This is a genomic window from Martelella radicis, assembly GCF_014196625.1.
In the GTDB taxonomy this organism is placed as follows: Bacteria; Pseudomonadota; Alphaproteobacteria; order Rhizobiales; family Rhizobiaceae; genus Martelella; species Martelella radicis.
Genome location: NZ_JACIDZ010000016.1, coordinates 43,627 through 60,761 on the forward strand (window position 1 = coordinate 43,627; position 17,135 = coordinate 60,761).

The 17,135-nt window shown below is 62.7% G+C and carries 16 protein-coding genes; 8 read left to right on the plus strand and 8 right to left on the minus strand.

Going from position 1 to position 17,135, the window contains the following annotated elements; all coding sequences use genetic code 11:
* The first annotated feature begins 10 nt into the window (after nucleotides 1-10).
* The 5 genes from hemP to GGR30_RS19685 are packed head-to-tail and all read left to right on the plus strand — an operon-like array spanning nucleotide 11 to nucleotide 4,056.
* The gene (gene hemP, locus GGR30_RS19665) at nucleotides 11-178 is read left to right on the plus strand and encodes a hemin uptake protein HemP (RefSeq protein ID WP_183490148.1); all 168 of its coding nucleotides are present in this window, start codon (nucleotides 11-13) and stop codon (nucleotides 176-178) included.
* Nucleotides 179-188: 10 nt separating this feature from the next.
* Nucleotides 189-1,259: a hemin-degrading factor gene (locus GGR30_RS19670; RefSeq protein WP_183490151.1), complete on the plus strand. Its 1,071-nt coding sequence runs from the start codon at nucleotides 189-191 to the stop codon at nucleotides 1,257-1,259.
* Nucleotides 1,260-1,267: 8 nt separating this feature from the next.
* On the plus strand, nucleotides 1,268-2,149 hold the full coding sequence (locus GGR30_RS19675) for a heme/hemin ABC transporter substrate-binding protein (protein ID WP_183490154.1): 882 nt from the start codon (nucleotides 1,268-1,270) through the stop codon (nucleotides 2,147-2,149).
* A 7-nt stretch (nucleotides 2,150-2,156) separates the two neighbouring features.
* Nucleotides 2,157-3,257 (plus strand): FecCD family ABC transporter permease, encoded by a 1,101-nt coding sequence (locus tag GGR30_RS19680; RefSeq protein WP_183490157.1) that lies wholly within the window; start codon nucleotides 2,157-2,159, stop codon nucleotides 3,255-3,257.
* A 10-nt stretch (nucleotides 3,258-3,267) separates the two neighbouring features.
* Nucleotides 3,268-4,056: a heme ABC transporter ATP-binding protein gene (locus GGR30_RS19685; protein WP_183490309.1), complete on the plus strand. Its 789-nt coding sequence runs from the start codon at nucleotides 3,268-3,270 to the stop codon at nucleotides 4,054-4,056.
* 4 nt (nucleotides 4,057-4,060) lie between these two features.
* On the opposite strand, the gene rsmD is transcribed toward GGR30_RS19685, so the two are convergent.
* Together rsmD and GGR30_RS19695 are read right to left on the minus strand one after the other, a co-directional pair.
* The gene (rsmD, locus tag GGR30_RS19690) at nucleotides 4,061-4,618 is read right to left on the minus strand and encodes a 16S rRNA (guanine(966)-N(2))-methyltransferase RsmD (protein WP_246414043.1); all 558 of its coding nucleotides are present in this window, start codon (nucleotides 4,616-4,618) and stop codon (nucleotides 4,061-4,063) included.
* Nucleotides 4,599-6,104 (minus strand): pseudouridine synthase, encoded by a 1,506-nt coding sequence (locus tag GGR30_RS19695; protein ID WP_246414045.1) that lies wholly within the window; start codon nucleotides 6,102-6,104, stop codon nucleotides 4,599-4,601. The genes rsmD and GGR30_RS19695 overlap by 20 nt, the downstream gene beginning before the upstream one ends.
* A gap of 100 nt (nucleotides 6,105-6,204) precedes the next feature.
* On the opposite strand from GGR30_RS19695, the gene GGR30_RS19700 reads away from it, so the two are divergent.
* On the plus strand, nucleotides 6,205-6,654 hold the full coding sequence (locus tag GGR30_RS19700; protein WP_183490163.1) for a nucleoside deaminase: 450 nt from the start codon (nucleotides 6,205-6,207) through the stop codon (nucleotides 6,652-6,654).
* Between the two features lie 3 nt (nucleotides 6,655-6,657).
* Here the strand turns inward: GGR30_RS19700 and GGR30_RS19705 are convergent, their stop codons facing one another.
* The 6 genes from GGR30_RS19705 to chrA form a co-directional block, all read right to left on the minus strand.
* Nucleotides 6,658-7,137 carry a GNAT family N-acetyltransferase gene (locus GGR30_RS19705; protein ID WP_183490166.1) on the minus strand — a complete coding sequence of 160 codons (480 nt, stop codon included), beginning with the start codon at nucleotides 7,135-7,137 and terminating at the stop codon, nucleotides 6,658-6,660.
* 21 nt (nucleotides 7,138-7,158) lie between these two features.
* Entirely contained in the window at nucleotides 7,159-7,821 is a 663-nt protein-coding gene (locus GGR30_RS19710; RefSeq protein WP_183490169.1) for a hypothetical protein, read from the minus strand.
* Nucleotides 7,822-8,077: 256 nt separating this feature from the next.
* Nucleotides 8,078-11,029, minus strand: coding sequence for an isoleucine--tRNA ligase (ileS, locus tag GGR30_RS19715; RefSeq protein ID WP_183490172.1), 2,952 nt, complete (start codon nucleotides 11,027-11,029; stop codon nucleotides 8,078-8,080).
* 272 nt (nucleotides 11,030-11,301) lie between these two features.
* The gene (locus tag GGR30_RS19720) at nucleotides 11,302-12,282 is read right to left on the minus strand and encodes a bifunctional riboflavin kinase/FAD synthetase (RefSeq protein WP_183490175.1); all 981 of its coding nucleotides are present in this window, start codon (nucleotides 12,280-12,282) and stop codon (nucleotides 11,302-11,304) included.
* Between the two features lie 28 nt (nucleotides 12,283-12,310).
* Nucleotides 12,311-13,159 (minus strand): TIGR01459 family HAD-type hydrolase, encoded by an 849-nt coding sequence (locus GGR30_RS19725; RefSeq protein WP_183490178.1) that lies wholly within the window; start codon nucleotides 13,157-13,159, stop codon nucleotides 12,311-12,313.
* Nucleotides 13,160-13,216: 57 nt separating this feature from the next.
* Nucleotides 13,217-14,548, minus strand: coding sequence for a chromate efflux transporter (gene chrA, locus GGR30_RS19730; protein ID WP_343066524.1), 1,332 nt, complete (start codon nucleotides 14,546-14,548; stop codon nucleotides 13,217-13,219).
* Between the two features lie 250 nt (nucleotides 14,549-14,798).
* Here chrA and groES point away from each other — a divergent pair, with 250 nt between their 5' ends.
* A complete protein-coding gene (groES, locus tag GGR30_RS19735) occupies nucleotides 14,799-15,095 on the plus strand; it encodes a co-chaperone GroES (protein WP_183490181.1) in 297 nt (98 codons plus the stop codon).
* Nucleotides 15,096-15,177: 82 nt separating this feature from the next.
* Nucleotides 15,178-16,830, plus strand: coding sequence for a chaperonin GroEL (gene groL, locus GGR30_RS19740; protein ID WP_183490185.1), 1,653 nt, complete (start codon nucleotides 15,178-15,180; stop codon nucleotides 16,828-16,830).
* Nucleotides 16,831-17,135 lie beyond the last annotated feature (305 nt).

A 17,135-nucleotide genomic window follows, 5' to 3' on the forward strand; every position in this document is an offset into this window, starting at 1 on the left:
ATCGATCAGGATGAGTGACGACAAGACGACCGCACGGGCCGAGGCAAGCGAAAACAGCGCACCGGTGCTTCAAAGCGAGACGCTCTTCAAAGGCGGCAATGAGGTCATCATTCGCCACCAGGGCGCCGATTACCGCATGAAAATCACCCGCCAGGGCAAGCTTATTTTGAACAAGTAGACCAGACGAGATGAGACCGATGACGACCATGACACCCGAAGAGATCCGCGCCTTTCGCCGCGACAACCCGAAAATGCGCGAGCGCGATATCGCTTCGCAGCTCGGCATTTCCGAAGCAGAACTCGTTGCCGCCGAAGTCGGCATCACGGCAACCCGCATCTCTCCCGAACCTGCCCACCTTCTGGCGCATGCCGAAGGCTTCGGCGAGATCATGGCGCTGTCGCGCAACGAGAGCGCGGTGCATGAGAAGATCGGCGTTTTCGAGAACATCAAGAACGGCAAGAAGGCCGCGATCGTGCTGGGCGAGAACATCGACCTCCGGATATTTCCGAACCGTTGGGTCCACGCCTTCGCCGTGACCAAGACGGATGACGAGGGCCATGAAAAGCTGAGCCTGCAGTATTTCGATGCCAGCGGCGCGGCCGTGTTCAAGCTGCACTGGCGTCCGAAATCCAATGTCGAGGCCTATCGCGCCTTCGTCGAGGCCCACAAGCTTGATGACGACAGCCAGGCGATCGAGACAGGCGAGATCAAGGCCCACGACGCAGACCACGCCCGAGACCCTCAGGCCGTCGATGTCGAACTCTTGCGCGACCGCTGGACGGCGCTGACCGACACGCATCAGTTCTTCGGCATGCTGAATGACTTGAAGGTCCACCGCCAGACGGCGATTTCGACGGTCGGCGACGACTACGCCTTCCGCCTTGCCGATGATGCGGTCGGCACGATGCTGCACGGCGCATCGAAGATCGAAGACCTGCCGATCATGGCCTTTGTTTCCAACAACGGCATCGTGCAAATCCATTCCGGCCCGGTGAAGAAGATCGTCGAGATGGGACCGTGGATCAACGTCATGGACCCGACCTTCCATCTTCATCTGCGCCGCGACCACATTGCCGAAACCTGGCTGGTGCGCAAGCCGACGAGCGACGGCCATGTGACCTCGGTCGAGGCCTTCAATGCGGCAGGCGAGATGATCATCCAGTTCTTCGGCAAGCGCCTCGAGGGCTATGCCGAACGCCCGGCCTGGCGCGAACTTGCCGAAAGCCTGCCGCGCCACAGCGAAACCGCAGCCGCCTGAGGAGAACCATGTCTGCCATCTCATCCGCGCTCAAAACCGCGCCCCTCCTCGCCGGCTTGCTTCTGGCCGGCGCCACGACGGCATCCGCCGTCGAGCCGCTTGACGACACGTCGGCCATCGTCACCATCGGCGGCTCGGTCACCGAGATCGTCTATGCGCTCGGCGCAGGCGATGCCGTGATCGGCCGCGATACGACCAGCACCTATCCGCCGGAAGCGCTCGCGCTGCCCGATATCGGCTATATGCGCCAGCTCTCGCCGGAAGGCATTCTCTCCGTCAATCCGTCCGCGATCATCAGCATCGAAGGGGCCGGTCCGCCGGAAACCATGGAGGTGATGGAGAAGGCCGATGTCGACCTCGCCTTCGTGCCGGAGGACTATAGCCGCGACGGCATCATCGAGAAGGTCACGACCATCGGCAAGCTGCTTGGCCGTGAGGACCAAGCCCAGACCCTCGCTGATGAGATTGCGGCGGAGCTGGATCCGGTTCTCGCCAAAAACGCCGCCCGCGATCCCGAAGAGACGAAAAGCGCGATCTTCATCCTCAGCCTGCGCGGCGGCAAGGTGATGGGCTCCGGCACGGGCACGGCCGCCAATGGCGTGATCGAAGCCGCAGGTCTTGAAAACGCCTTTGGTGATTTTGCCGGCTACAAGACGCTGTCCGATGAAGCCGTGATCGAGGCTGCCCCCGATGTCATCCTGCTGATGGATGGCGCTGCCGGAAATCATGTGCCGAAAAACGAGGATATCGCATCCCAGCCGGCCCTGGCCCTGACGCCGGCTGGCGAGGCCATGGCGATCTACCGCATCGATCCGGTCGGCATGATGAATTTCGGCCCGCGCTTCGGCGAGAACCTTTCGAAGCTGACGGCGGAAATTTACGGAGACTAAGACAGGCATGGTGGTGATCGACACACTGACCTCGGCCGGAAGGCGGCTCAACTGGCGCGAAAGCGGCGACCGCTCACATGTCGCGGTCTTCACCATCATGGTGCTTGCCGTGGCCTCCGTCTTCGCGGTTCTGATCTCCGTGGCCAACGGCGCCTCGGATGCCTCGGTCTTCGATGTCGGCCGGGCGATCCTCACCGGCAATGCGGATGATGCGCTTGCCGCCCGCGACCGCATCATCGTCTTCGACATCCGCCTGCCCCGCGCCATCATGGGCTTTCTGGTGGGGGCGTCACTCGCGGTCTGCGGCACGGCCATGCAGGGCCTCTTCCGCAATCCGCTGGCGGACCCCGGCCTTGTCGGCGTCTCCGCCGGCGCCGGCCTCGGCGCGGTGGTGATGATCGTGCTTGGCGGCACGGTTGCCGCGCCGCTGACCAATCTTCTGGGCTTTTACGCCCTGCCCGCCGCCGCATTTCTCGGCGGGCTGGCGACGACGCTGATTCTCTACCGGATCGCGACCCGGCACGGGCAGACCTCGGTCGCCACCATGTTGCTCGCCGGCATCGCGCTTTCGGCGCTTGCGGGCGCGGCCACGGGTTTTCTCGTCTATCTTGCCAATGACCAGCAATTGCGCGACCTGACCTTCTGGTCGATGGGATCGCTTGCGGGCGCGACCTGGACCAAGATCTGGGCGATCGCGCCGATCATGCTGGCGGCCTTCGCCGTTCTGCCCTTCATGGCGCGCGGGCTCAACGCCATCACGCTCGGCGAGGCAACGGCCTATCACATCGGCATTCCCGTGCAGCGGCTGAAGAACATTACCATTGTCGCGGTGGCGGCCGCGACCGGCGCGGGCGTTGCCGTTTCCGGCGGCATCGGCTTTGTCGGCATCGTCGTGCCGCATCTCCTGCGCCTCGTCATCGGCCCGGACCATCGCTACCTTCTGCCGGCCTCCGCCCTTCTCGGCGGCGCGCTTCTGGTGCTGGCCGATCTGTTCGCGCGCACCATCGTCGCGCCCGCCGAACTGCCGATCGGCATCATCACCGCAACCGCCGGCGGCCCCTTCTTCCTGTGGATCCTCTTGAAGAACCGCTCGCGCCTCAATCTGTGACCGCATGACCATGATCACCACCTCCCGGATCTCCGTGGCGCTTTCGGGCCGCCCGGTCCTCAACGACGTTTCGCTCGAGGCGCGCGCCGGCCAACTGACAGCCATCTGCGGCCCGAACGGCTCCGGCAAGACGACAACGCTGAAGGCGATCTCCGGCGACCTGAAGCCCGGGAGCGGCAATGTCGCCATCAACGGCGCGGATATCGCAGCGCTTGCGCCCTGGCAGCTTGCGGAACTGCGCGGCGTGCTGCCACAGGCGTCCAACCTCGCCTTCCCCTTCACCGTGACCGAAGTGCTGCGCATGGGGCTTTCCGGCCGCAGCCACCGCGCAGGCGAAGCCGACCGGCAGACCATGGCCAGGGCCCTGAAGGCCGTCGATCTCAACGGCTTCGAGGGTCGCTTCTATCAGGAGCTTTCCGGCGGCGAGCAGCAGCGCGTCCAGCTTGCCCGCGTGTTGTGCCAGATCGAGGCGCCGGTCGCCGACGGCGCGCCGCGCTGGCTGCTCCTCGACGAGCCGGTGGCAAGCCTCGACATTCTCCACCAGTTGGCGATCATGCGCCTTGCGCAGAGTTTCTGCCGCGCCGGCGGCGGCGTCATCGCCGTCATGCACGATCTCAACCTGACGGCGCTTTTCGCCGACCGGATCGTCCTGATGAAGGATGGAAGCGTGGCGGCTGCCGGTACGCCAAAGGATGTGCTGACCGACGATAATCTCTACGCCGTCTTCGGCGCACGGCTTTCCGTCAACCAGACGCCAACGGACGGCACGACCTTCGTCCTGCCGCACAGCGCGCTTTGAAAGCCTAGGGCTGGTACCGGTAGAAATGCATGCGCGTATCGCCGAATTCGCGCTCTTCGATCGCAGCGAATGTCGACGGAAGCGCAGGGCTGACTTCGTCCGTCTCTTCCAGAATGACGAGCGCATCCGGTTTCAACCAGCCGCCCTCTCCGGCCGCCGCAATCGCTTTTTCGCCGAGCCCCTTACCATAGGGCGGGTCGGCAAACAGCAGATCATAGGGCTCCAGCTTGCCGACGCTGCCGAGCTTCGTTGCATCCCGTCGCATGATGCGGGTGCGGCCTTGAAGCCCGAGCGCTTCGATATTGGACCAGAGCAGCCCTCGGCCCTCGACGCTGTTTTCCACGAAGAGTGCTGCCCGGGCGCCGCGCGACAGGGCTTCAAGCCCGACCGCGCCGGTGCCTGCGAACAGTTCCAGTAGCCGCGCGCCCTCAACGGCGTCTGGATATGCATGCGCCAGAATGTTGAACAGGCTTTCGCGGGTGCGATCCGTCGTCGGCCTTATCTCAGAGGTCTTTGGAGCTGCGAGCGTGCGCCCGCGAAACTCACCGCCGACGATCCGCATTGCCCCTAGGCCCCTTGCCGCCTGCGCCACCGCGTGGCCGGTTATTTCCCTCCGGCTTGCCACGCTTGCCGTTGTCGGGACGTGCGGCGCGCTTGTCGCCCGAAGGACGCCCACCTGCCGGGCGGCCTTCACCGCGCGGAGGCCGGCCTTCACCGGCTGGACGCTTCGGCCCGGAGAAACGCTTCTCGCTACCGGCCGCCGCATCGCCCTCGGCGCGCGGCTTGCGCGGTCCCTTGGCGAAACCGCCGCCGGGTTTGCCGCCGGAAGGCTTGGCGCCGCCCCTCGGTCCCTTGCCGCCTGCCGGGCGCGCGCCGCGCGGGCTGTCGCCCTCGTCGCGGCGGCGTGAATCCTTGCGGGCGTCGCGGCGGGCATCCTCACGGGCCTTGTCCTCGGCCTTCTTCTTGGCCTTCGGACCGAGCGGACGGGCGCCCGACGCCATCCACACATTGGCGGAGCGGGTATTGCGCTCGACATCGCGGATGGGCTTTTCCTCGCCCTTGCGCTTGGTATCGAGCCGGTCGCGGCCGCGTTCGGCGCGCTCCTGCCGGTCAAGCTTTTCCCGGCGCGGCGCCCGCTTCGGCGCTTCGGCCTCAGCCGGCTTCGGCACGGCGGCCTCGCCGTCATGGTAAAGCGGCGCGTCGAAATTGGCGCCGGCTTCCTCGATCAGGCGGGGCCCGAGCTGTTCGCGCAGCGTGCGGCCGCGCACTTCCAGCACATTGCCCTCGGCAAGCTCGCCCAACTGGAAAGGTCCGTAGGAAATGCGGATCAGGCGGGAGACTTCGAGACCGAGCGCGCCGAGCACGTTCTTGATCTCGCGGTTCTTGCCTTCGCGCAGCCCCATGGTGATCCAGACATTGGATCCCTGCTCGCGGTCCAGCGTCGCGTCGATCGCGCCGTAGAGCACGCCGTCAACGGCAATGCCGTCTTTCAGCTTGTCGAGGTCCTCCTGCGTGATCCGGCCGTGGGCGCGCACGCGGTAGCGGCGCAGCCAGCCGGTCGCCGGCAGTTCCAGAACGCGGGCCAGGCCGCCGTCATTGGTCAGGAGAAGAAGACCCTCGGTGTTGATGTCGAGGCGGCCGATCGAGATGACGCGCGGCAGGTCCTTCGGCAGCTTTTCGAAGACCGTCGGCCGGCCTTCGGGATCGGAATTGGTGGTCACGAGGCCGCCGGGCTTGTGATAGATCCACAGCCGCGTGCGCTCGATGCCGCGAATTTCCTCGCCATCGACCTCGATCTTGTCGGCAAGCGTCACGTTCAGAGCCGGGCTTTCGAGCGTCTTGCCGTTGACCTTCACCCGTCCGTCGAGGATCATCCGTTCCGCGTCGCGACGCGAGGCAACGCCTGCGCGCGCCAAGAGCTTGGCGATGCGCTCCGGGGCCTGTTCTTCCGTCGCAACCTTGGGCGCGTCCTTGGCCGGCGCGGGCTTGCGGTCAGGCTTGCCCTGGGGCTTTCCGCCGCGTTTGGGGAATTTGTCTTTCTGGTTCATATCGCTTTGCCTGTTGATCCCTGTCCGCCGGAACGCTTCTATTCGGGAAAGAAACGCTCTAACAGGACAGGAAGAATTGGTTAAGAGGAAACTTGTCAAAATGGCCGAGCGCCTCGATTTCATGGCACTTGCGCTGGCCGAAGCCGAAAGTGCGGGCGCGCGCGGCGAGGTGCCGATCGGCGCCGTCATCGCACTTGACGGCGCGGTCATCGCCTCTGCCGGCAACCGCACGCGCGAACTGAACGATCCGACGGCCCATGCCGAAGTGCTTGCCATCCGCGCCGCCTGCGAGAGGCTCGGCTCGGAACGGCTTCCCGGCGCGCATCTCTATGTGACGCTCGAGCCCTGCGCCATGTGCGCGGCGGCGATCTCGTTCGCCCGCGTCGAACGGCTTTACTATGGCGCGGCGGACCCCAAGGGTGGCGGCGTCGATCACGGCGGCCGCTTCTTCGACCAGCCGACCTGCCATCATCGACCGGACGTCTATTCCGGCTTTTCCGAAACCCGCGCCGCCGCGCTTCTGAAGGATTTCTTCAACGAGCGCCGATAAGCCTCACCGGCCGGCAAAGGCGGAAAGCGTCTCGTCTTCCAGCCGGTAGCGGATCCATTCGCTCTGCGGCTTGCCGCCAACCGCGTCGTAAACGCGGATCGCATCGACATTCCAGTCAAGCACGCTCCACTCCATGCGGCCGCAATTCTTCGCGACGGCGACCTCGGCGACCGCGCGCATCAGCGCCTTGCCCAGCCCGTTGCCGCGAAATTCCGGCGACACGTACAGGTCTTCCAGATAGATGCCGTTGCGGCCCTGCCAGGTGGAGAAGGTATAATAATAGACCGCGAAACCGGCGGGCTTGCCATCGATCTCGGCGATCAGGCCGCCGGTCACGGAGCCATCGCCGAAGATCGCCTCGGCGAGGCCTTCCTCGGTGGTCTCGACCTTGTCCAGCGCCTTCTCGAATTCGGCCAGTTCGCAGACAAAGCGGTAGATGGTCGCGGCGTCAGCGCGCTCCGCCGGACGGATCGTGTAGGTCATCGTATCCCCTCGAAATAAGTCCTACTGGCCGGCGTTCTTCGATGATTCGAGGAAGTCGTCCGTCTTGCCGCTGTTGCAGTTCAGGAACAGGAAGCAGCGGTCCGGGTCCTTGCCCTCGGCCAGCTTCTGGCGGCGGCGTTCCTTGGCGCGCTCGGGCTCGCCGAGATCGCTCAGCGCGTCCGGGCTGGATGGCGTGCGATATTCCTCGGGCGGATCGATCAGGTAACGCCGCTGGCTGATGTCGATTGAATTGGCTTCGGCGCGCGCCTTGCGGAAGGCCTCAAGCTGTTCCTTCTCGGTCAACTGTCCCGAACCACTGCCGACAAGCGGCGACTTGTAGAACGGGTTGTCCTCATTGTCCTCGATTTCCTGATAAACGCGTTCGCGCTGCTCTTCCGGCGATTCGATCCAGTTCGGATTATCGGCTGAGGCCACCGACTTCTGCGGCGGCACCAGCGTCCGGCCGGCAGTGCTGCTGGTCGGCTTGACCAGTTCGGGACGCGGCTCGTAATCGATATCGGGCTGATCGGGATTGATCACCAGAACGGCTTCGCCGAGATCCTCGACAAGCTGGGTTGTGGCGGATGTGCCGGTTCCGTAGGTCGGCGCACTGATGCAGGAGGCGAGCGACGCAACGCCCGCCAGGGCGAGTGCGATTTTCATCGAACGGGGAACAAAAGTCATGCGCTCTACTACCACTCCTTCGATCGCCAGGCGGCCGTTGAAACCGCAAGGTGATCTCGTTCTTTCCTTGACGCGCCCGGACGGAGACCGGTATCCGCGTTCCAGCACCGCTGGGCCATTCAACTCTTAAGGCAATCCGCCATCATTCGACGACAAATCCGGCGAAAACGCGACATTCCTACCGCAGAACGGCCGTTTTCGCAATTCGCCCTGAAAATTGCAGCCGGACGAAATTTCGCCCGGCCGCCTGTTTCGTTCAGGCCTTGCCGGCCAGTTCCCGCAATGCCGCCGCATCGCGCGCGGAGACATCCGGAAAATCGGGATCCGAGCCGACATCATCGGTGATCCGCCAGGAGCGGGCGCATTTGCGACCCTCCGCAAGAGCGGGCACGACGGCGACATTGGCGACCTCCGACAGGCGGAAAGCCTCTTCCGGCCCCTCGCCTTCCTTCACCGTGATCGCCGAGGTGATGCAGATCTCCTCGAAATCGCGGTCATCAAGTGCTGCCAGAAGCGCCTTGTCGTTGACGTAGACGACCGGAGCCGCTTCCAGCGATGAACCAATCCGCTTGTCTCGACGTTCGACCTCCAGCGCGCCGGTGACGACCTTGCGGACCTCGCGGACCTTCAGCCACTTGGCCGCAAGCGCCTCGTCCTTCCAGTCAGCCGGCACCGTCGGGAACTGCTCCAGATGAACAGAAACGGCCTCCGGATTGCGCGAAAGCCAGGCCTCTTCCATGGTGAACGGCAGCATCGGCGCAAGCCAGGTCACCAGGCAATCGAACAGCCTGCGGATGACGACGAGGGCCGAACGACGACGCAGCGAGGACGGCGCATCGCAGTAAAGCGCATCCTTGCGGACGTCGAAGTAGAACGCCGACAATTCGATATTGGCGAAATCCGTCAGCGCGCGGGCGATCTTCTTGAACTCGAAGTCGTCATAGCCCTTGCGCACGAGCTGATCGAGTTCGGCCAGCCGGTGCAGCATCAGCCGCTCCAGCTCCGGCATCTCGGCGATCGCGATGTCCTCGCCCTCGTCATGGGCAAGCGTGCCGAGCATCCAGCGCAGCGTATTGCGAAGCTTGCGATAGGTGTCGACATTGGTCTTGATGATCGTTTCGCCGAGACGCTGGTCTTCCCAGTAATCCGTGGTCATGACCCACAGCCGCAGGATATCGGCGCCGGATTTGGCCATCACGTCCTGCGGGACCACGGTATTGCCGAGCGATTTCGACATCTTGCGGCCCTGCTCGTCCATCGTGAACCCGTGGGTGACGACGGCGTTGTAGGGCGCGCGGCCGCGCGTGGCGCAACCTTCCAGCAGCGAGGAATGGAACCAGCCGCGATGCTGGTCGGAACCTTCGAGATAGACATCGGCCGGCCATTTCAGGTCCGGGCGGTCTTCCAGGACGAAGGAATGGGTCGAGCCCGAGTCGAACCAGACATCGAGGATGTCGGTGACCATCTCCCATTCCTCGTTCGCCCGGCTTCCAAGGAAGCGCTCGCGCGCGCCTTCGGCAAACCAGGCGTCCGCCCCTTCCTTTTCGAAGGCCTCGAGGATGCGGCCGTTGACAGCCTCGTCCACCAGCACTTCACCGGCCTTGTCGGCAAAGATGCAGATCGGAACGCCCCAGGCGCGCTGACGCGACAGCACCCAGTCGGGCCGGCCCTCGATCATGCCGCGCAGGCGGTTCTTGCCGGCGGCCGGCACGAAGCGCGTATCGTCGATCGCCGAAAGGGCGCGGGAGCGCAGCGTCGTCTCATCGCCGAGGTCCTTGTCCATATAGACGAACCATTGCGGCGTGTTGCGGAAGATGACCGGCTTTTTCGATCGCCAGGAATGCGGATAGTCGTGCTTGATCCGGCCACGGGCAAACAGGCGATCGGCGGCGATCAGCGCCTTGATGACGCGGTCGTTCGCATCGCCCTTCTTGCCATTGTCGTCCATGACGCGGGCAGCCCCGCCTTCAGCCGAGGGGCCGAAGCCCGGTGCCTCGTCGGTGTAGAAGCCATCGTCTCCCACCGTGAAAGGGATTTTCGGCGAGACGCCGCGCGCTTCGAGGTCGCGGGCACGGTCCATCCAGGCATCAAAGTCCTCGCGACCGTGGCCGGGCGCGGTGTGGACAAAGCCCGTACCGGCATCATCGGTCACATGGTTTCCAGCTAGCAACGGTACTTCGAAATTGTAGCCTAGAGCTGCGAGCGGATGAGCACATGTGATACTCGCGACTTCATCGGATTCGAGATGGGTAAGCATCTCCAACTTGACTTTAGCTTTGGCTGCGCACTCCTCATAAAGGCTATTTGCCAAAACAACGCGCTCTCCCTGTTGCGGCCCATACTCGTTTTCTGCAGCCGTGACCTCGTAAAGCCCATACGCTACGTTTGGCGAATAACTGATGGCACGGTTGCCGGGTATCGTCCAAGGAGTGGTAGTCCAGATAAGGACAAAAGCTGACTTGAGCTGAGCCAAACGTTCGGAAGCCTTATCTGGGTCGTTGAGGCGGCGAGCTTCGTTGACACTCGCCTCGACCACCGGAAACTTCACCCAGATCGTGTCCGACTGGACCTCGTGATATTCGACTTCCGCCTCGGCCAGCGCCGTGCGCTCGACCACCGACCACATCACCGGCTTGGAGCCGCGATAGAGTTGGCCGGATTTCGCGATCTTCAGGAGTTCGCCGGCGATCCGCGCCTCGGCATGAAACGCCATGGTCGTGTAGGGCTTTTCGAAATCGCCCTCGATGCCGAGCCGCTTGAATTCCGCCGTCTGCACGTCGATCCAGTGCTGGGCGAAGTCGCGGCATTCCTGGCGGAATTCGTTGATCGGCACCTCGTCCTTGTTCTGGCCCTTGGCGCGGTAGGCTTCCTCGATCTTCCATTCGATCGGCAGGCCATGGCAATCCCAGCCCGGCACATAGTTGGAATCGTAACCGCGCATCTGGAAGGAACGGGTGATCACGTCCTTCAGGATCTTGTTCAGCGCATGGCCGATATGGATGTTGCCGTTGGCATAGGGCGGGCCGTCATGCAGCACGAATTTCTCGCGGCCGGCGGCGTCCTCGCGCATCTTCTTGTAAAGATTGATCTCCTCCCAGCGGGCGACGAGCTCGGGCTCCTTCTTGGGAAGGCCCGCGCGCATCGGGAAATCCGTCTTCGGCAGATAGAGTGTTTCGGAATAGTCGATCGTGTCTTTTGTGTCGCTCATGGTTTCGCGGCTTTTTCTCTGGTGCGGCGCCGTGTGGCGAGCTTTCGCAAGTCTTTGGGGAAACTGTCGGTGGCAGGGGCGTGAAAACGCCAAAATCCCGGACCTTCCGGCGCCTCAAATCAGGCTGCGCGGAAAGCCGGGCCGATAATTCGAATGATGCGAAACCGTATCCCAGTCATCATGGGGCCGTCTTTACGGCTTTTTGGCCGGGATGAAAAGAGGGTTGTCGGGGACAGGGAAGGGCGAATTGCAAAAACGTCTACATGGTCAAGTTAAAACGCGATCTTCGCATCCAGCGGCGAGAATGGCTGAACGGCGGAAAGCAAGGCCTTGGCTTGATCGGCGTCGCGGTGCATCTGGGCGACGAGGGCTTCCAGGCCGTTGAACTTCAGCTCATCGCGCAGGCGGCCGAAGAGCGAGACGGAACCGGTCTCGCCGTAGAGATCGCCCTTGAAATCGAAGATATAGGTTTCGAGCAGCGGCCTGCCGTCTTCCACCACGGTCGGGCGGCGGCCGAAGCTTGCCACGCCATCATGCAGCGTGCCGTCGGGACGGCGATAGCGCACGGCGTAGATGCCGGGCCTGAGCTTGGCGTCCGGATCAAACGCCATGTTGGCAGTCGGAAAGCCGAGCGTACGGCCGAGTTTCTCGCCATGGATCACCTCGCCCGAAACCGTGTAGCGATAGCCGAGCAGGCTGGACGCCTCCACCACTTCGCCGCGGGTCAGAAGATCGCGGATGCGGCTGGAGGAAACGACATCGGCGTTTTCGTCACGAAAGGCATCCATCAACGTGACGCCGAAACCGTGGCGCTTTCCCGCCTGCATCAGATAGGCAGGCCCGCCCTCGCGATTGCGACCGAAATGAAAATCGAACCCGGTAACGACTTCGCTTGCGGCAAGCCAGTCGATCAGAACGGTTGTGACGAACTCCTCCGGCGAGCGCTGCGAGAAGGTCCGGTCGAAGGGATATTCGATGACGGCATGATAGCCCATCGCCTCCAGAAGCCGCGCCTTCATCGGCGCTGGCGTCAACCGGAAGACCGGGGCCTTCGGATTGAAGACGGAACGCGGATGTGGCTCGAATGTCAGCACCAGCGCCGGCACGCCGCGCTCTTCGGCAATGGCGAGCGCGCGTTCCAGCACGCTCTGGTGCCCGCGATGGACGCCATCGAAATTGCCGATGGCCACCACCCCGCCCTTCAGTTCGGAAGGCAGGGGTTCACGAAATTCGTTGCGGTGAAATACGGTCATTCTCTTTGTCCACGTGGCTGCGGCGCTCTTATGCGAGGTCAGGCATCCAGTATTTCGGCTTTGCGTTCTTCTCCGTCAAGAACCGATCGAGCAACGCTTCGTCAACCTTTCCGTCGACCGTGTAGTCGGCTGCATGAATGCCCTCGGCGATGAACAAGAGGTCGAGGCCGTAGTCGAGCGCGCCCTTCACATCCGTCGGCATGCCGTCGCCGATCGCCAGGATACGGGACTTGTCGACCTCTCCCGCAAGCGAACGGGCTTTCTCGAATGCGGCCTCATAGATCGGCGTATGCGGCTTACCGGCAATGCGCGTCTCTCCGCCAAGCTCATCATAGAGCGCTGCCAGCGCGCCCGCGCATGGGATCAGCCGGTTGCCGCGGGTAACGACGAGATCCGGATTGGCGCAGATCAGCGGCGCGCCGCGCTCCTTGAAGCTGACAAGCATGTCGCGATAGTCTTCCGGCGTCTCGGTCTCGTCATCGAAGAAGCCGGTGCAGAGAATGCCCTCGGCCTCCGCCTCGCCGACGAGTGAGGCGCCGGTTCCATCGATCAGGCCGGTATCGCGTTTCGGCCCAAGGTGGAAGAGCTTGCGCGGCCCCTCGGCAACAAGCGTCTTCGTCACGTCGCCGGAGGTGACGATCCCGTCATAACTTTCGTCATATATCTCGAGGGCCGCAAGCTGTTTGGCGACCGCCGGCGAAAGCCGGGGCGAATTGGTCAGAAGGATCACGGTCTTGCCCGCTTCGCGCGCCGCCGAGAGGGCGCTCCGCGCCTCGGCGAAGGCTGCCACGCCGTTGTGCAGCACGCCCCAGACATCACACAACACCACGTCGTAATCGGCATAGAGCGCGCTGAGGGCGGGGATCGAACGGGGCATGGCATGTCCTTTTGGGGGTCTGGCGATCGTCTTGGGCGGAATTCACGGCCCTAATGGTCATAACCAGGTGGCAATGGCAAGCCCCGCAAGTCCAGCGCCAAGAAGAAGCGGCACGACGCCGATGCGCAGCGCAAACAGCGCGACCGCAGACAGCAGGCTCAACAGCAGCGACCAGCCATGCAGGCTCGACCAATCCGGCCAGACCGGCCCGGCATCGATGAAGGGCGGCAGAACGAAAAGCTCGATGCGCCCCACGGTATCGAACATCACATGTAAAGCAAACCAGAGCGAGAGGTTTGCGATCACCCCGACGATTGCCGCGCCGATGCCAGCCATGGCGCCCGTCAGCGCCGGGTTCTTTCTGAGTTCTTCGATGAAGGGCGCGCCGGCGAAGATGAAGACGAAACTGGGCACGAAGATCGCCCAGGCCGTCAAAAGCGCGCCGATCACCCCGGAGATGAGCGGCGCGGAAAAGGCAGGCACCGCATAGGCGCCCAGAAAGCCGACGAAACAAAGCACCAGGACGAGCGGGCCCGGCGTGGTTTCGGCGAGCGCCAGACCATCCAGCATTTCCGCAGGCGTCACCCAGTGATAGGTGGTGACAGCCTCCTGCGCCACGTAGGAGAGCACGGCATAGGCCCCGCCGAAGGAAAACAGCGCCACTTTGACGAAAAAGCCGAAAATGTCGGCAAGCGTCCCATCGCCGCCCAATGCGGCAAGGATGCCGAGCGGCAACAGCCAGATGATCGTCCAGACGATGATCGTGCCGATCGCCCGCATCCCCTTCTTCGACGTAGGGGACGCGGATATCCCGCCTTCATCCCAATCGTCGGGACCGCCGCGCAGCAGAAAGTAGCCGCCGACCCCGGCCGCGAAAACCACGATCGGAAATGCGATCCCGAACACGAACAACGCCACGAAGGCAATGACGGCGAAAGCCACCGAAACCGGCCCCTTGAGAGACTTGTTCGCCATGCGCCAGAGCGCCTGAACAACGATGGCGAGAACCGCCGCCTTCAGCCCCATGAAGACAGCCTCAAGCCACGACGTATCGGCGAGCGCTGCATATGAGGCTGCAAAGGCGATGATGACGAGAAGCCCCGGGAGGACGAACAGAAGACCCGCCGCAACGCCGCCACGCACGCCAAAAAGCAACCAGCCGATATAGGTGGCAAGCTGCTGCGCTTCCGGCCCCGGCAGCAGCATGCAATAGTTCAGCGCATGGAGGTAACGGTCTTCCTTAAGCCAGCCTTTCTCCTCGACCACGATCCGGTGCATCAGCGCAATCTGGCCTGCCGGGCCGCCAAATGACAGGCAGCCGATGCGGGCAAAAACTGCGATCAGCTCGCGAAAGGACGGATTATTATCCTGATCGACACTTTCGGTCACAATCTCCTCGCATTCCGCGTAGAAAAAACCGCCTCAGGGTTATCGCCGCCGCATATAATCTGTATGAAGGTCGAAATCCCGGACCTTGGCCCTTAGTCGGACGCGATAAAAATTCTTTCGCCGATTTCTTGACACGCCGCACCCCACCTCCTAAATCTCCGCCATTAGCACTCACCCAACTAGAGTGCTAACACTTATCCAGGTGGCCGCAAATGCGGCTGCGAATGTCATTTGATCGAGGGTACAGACAATGGCAAGCATTTCTTTCCGCCCCCTGCACGACCGCGTCGTCGTACGTCGCGTTGAGTCCGAGGAAAAGACCAAGGGTGGCATCATCATCCCCGACAGCGCCAAGGAAAAGCCGCAGGAAGGCGAAATCGTCGCCGTCGGCAACGGCGCACGTGACGAAAGCGGCAACGTTGTCGCGCTCGACGTCAAGGTCGGCGACCGCGTTCTCTTCGGCAAGTGGTCGGGCACCGAAGTCAAGCTCGACGGCGAAGACCTTCTGATCATGAAGGAAGCCGACATCATGGGTGTTGTCGCCTGATCGGCGGTCATCCCTGACGCTTACCATTCCATTCAGCCGGGCTTTTGAGCCCATCAAGGTTTGATAAACCAGGAGTTTTCAAATGGCTGCCAAAGAAGTCAAATTCGGCCGCACGGCCCGCGAAAAGATGCTCGACGGCGTCGACATTCTCGCCAATGCCGTAAAGGTCACGCTCGGCCCCAAGGGTCGTAACGTTGTTATCGAAAAGTCCTTCGGCGCTCCGCGCATCACCAAGGACGGTGTTTCGGTCGCCAAGGAAATCGAACTCGAAGACAAGTTCGAAAACATGGGCGCCCAGATGGTCCGCGAAGTTGCTTCGAAGACCAACGACAATGCCGGTGACGGCACCACCACGGCGACCGTTCTGGCCCAGGCCATCGTCAAGGAAGGTTCGAAGGCCGTTGCTGCCGGCATGAACCCGATGGACGTCAAGCGCGGTATCGACCTCGCCGTCGCCGAAGTCGCCAAGGAACTCGTCGCCAAGGCCAAGAAGATCAACACCTCGGCCGAAGTCGCCCAGGTCGGCACGATCTCCGCCAATGGCGAAAAGCAGATCGGCGAAGACATCGCCGCCGCCATGCAGAAGGTCGGCAATGAAGGCGTGATCACGGTTGAAGAAGCCAAGACCGCCGAAACCGAGCTCGAAGTCGTTGAAGGCATGCAGTTCGACCGCGGCTACCTGTCGCCCTACTTCGTGACCAACTCCGAGAAGATGGTTGCCGAGCTGGAAGACTGCTACATCCTGCTGCACGAAAAGAAGCTTTCCAACCTGCAGGCCATGCTTCCGGTTCTGGAATCGGTCGTTCAGTCCAACAAGCCGCTCCTCATCATTGCTGAAGACGTTGAAGGCGAAGCTCTTGCAACGCTCGTCGTCAACAAGCTGCGCGGCGGCCTGAAGATCGCTGCCGTCAAGGCTCCGGGCTTTGGCGATCGTCGCAAGGCCATGCTCGAGGACATCGCCATCCTGACGGGCGGCACGGTGATCTCCGAAGACCTCGGCATCAAGCTCGAGAATGTTACCCTCGACATGCTCGGCACCGCCAAGAAGGTCTCGATCACCAAGGAAAACACCACGATCGTCGACGGTGCCGGCCAGAAGTCCGACATCGAGGCGCGTGTTGCCCAGATCAAGGCCCAGATCGAGGAAACCAGCTCCGACTACGACCGCGAAAAGCTGCAGGAACGTCTTGCCAAGCTCGCCGGCGGCGTTGCCGTGATCCGCGTTGGCGGTGCCACGGAAGTCGAAGTGAAGGAAAAGAAGGACCGCGTCGACGACGCCCTGAACGCAACCCGTGCTGCCGTTCAGGAAGGCATCGTTCCCGGTGGCGGCGTAGCCCTGCTGCGTGCCTCCGCTGCCGTCAAGTCCAAGGGCGAAAACGCCGATCAGGACGCCGGCATTGCCATCGTTCGTCGCGCTCTGCAGGCTCCGGCCCGCCAGATCGTCACCAACACCGGTGACGAAGCCTCGATCGTTGTCGGCAAGATCCTTGAGAACAACGACTTCAACTACGGCTGGAACGCCCAGACCGGCGAATATGGCGACATGATCGCCATGGGTATCGTCGACCCGGTCAAGGTTGTCCGCACGGCCCTGCAGGACGCAGCGTCGGTTGCCTCGCTGCTGATCACCACCGAAGCCATGATCGCCGAAGCGCCGAAGAAGGAATCGGCCGGCGGCGGCATGCCCGACATGGGCGGCATGGGTGGAATGGGCGGCATGGGCGGCATGATGTAATCAGGCGACAGCCTGATTGCCGAGCGCCCAGCTCGACCATTGGAATTTCGGAAAGGCGCCTTTCGGGGCGCCTTTTTTGCGTTTTCGGGCAGAACGGGCTTTTCCGGACTGCGGCGTAAATGCCGCAACCGTCAAAAACATGAACAAATGCTAATATTTGAATTGCGGAAAAGGCCGACGCCTGCTGAAGTTGACAGGCTTCAGAAGAAGCTGCGAACAGGCGTTGCGTTTCATTTTGCGTTTCGAGAGTAGACCGCATGTGACCCCCGGCGCTGCTGTGCGCCGTGATACAAAGAACATGCAGG

Bases quoted from the DNA above. Each gene is read 5' to 3' on its own strand.
- rsmD (WP_246414043.1), bottom strand. From the start codon at position 4,618: ATGCGGATCGTCGGCGGTGAGTTTCGCGGGCGCACGCTCGCAGCTCCA.
- GGR30_RS19680 (WP_183490157.1), top strand. From the start codon at position 2,157: ATGGTGGTGATCGACACACTGACCTCGGCCGGAAGGCGGCTCAACTGG.
- groES (WP_183490181.1), top strand. From the start codon at position 14,799: ATGGCAAGCATTTCTTTCCGCCCCCTGCACGACCGCGTCGTCGTACGT.
- GGR30_RS19685 (WP_183490309.1), top strand. From the start codon at position 3,268: ATGATCACCACCTCCCGGATCTCCGTGGCGCTTTCGGGCCGCCCGGTC.
- GGR30_RS19710 (WP_183490169.1), bottom strand. From the start codon at position 7,821: ATGACTTTTGTTCCCCGTTCGATGAAAATCGCACTCGCCCTGGCGGGC.
- GGR30_RS19675 (WP_183490154.1), top strand. From the start codon at position 1,268: ATGTCTGCCATCTCATCCGCGCTCAAAACCGCGCCCCTCCTCGCCGGC.
- GGR30_RS19720 (WP_183490175.1), bottom strand. From the start codon at position 12,282: ATGACCGTATTTCACCGCAACGAATTTCGTGAACCCCTGCCTTCCGAA.
- GGR30_RS19695 (WP_246414045.1), bottom strand. From the start codon at position 6,104: ATGAACCAGAAAGACAAATTCCCCAAACGCGGCGGAAAGCCCCAGGGC.
- GGR30_RS19670 (WP_183490151.1), top strand. From the start codon at position 189: ATGAGACCGATGACGACCATGACACCCGAAGAGATCCGCGCCTTTCGC.
- ileS (WP_183490172.1), bottom strand. From the start codon at position 11,029: ATGAGCGACACAAAAGACACGATCGACTATTCCGAAACACTCTATCTG.
- GGR30_RS19700 (WP_183490163.1), top strand. From the start codon at position 6,205: ATGGCCGAGCGCCTCGATTTCATGGCACTTGCGCTGGCCGAAGCCGAA.
- GGR30_RS19725 (WP_183490178.1), bottom strand. From the start codon at position 13,159: ATGCCCCGTTCGATCCCCGCCCTCAGCGCGCTCTATGCCGATTACGAC.
- hemP (WP_183490148.1), top strand. From the start codon at position 11: ATGAGTGACGACAAGACGACCGCACGGGCCGAGGCAAGCGAAAACAGC.
- groL (WP_183490185.1), top strand. From the start codon at position 15,178: ATGGCTGCCAAAGAAGTCAAATTCGGCCGCACGGCCCGCGAAAAGATG.
- GGR30_RS19705 (WP_183490166.1), bottom strand. From the start codon at position 7,137: ATGACCTACACGATCCGTCCGGCGGAGCGCGCTGACGCCGCGACCATC.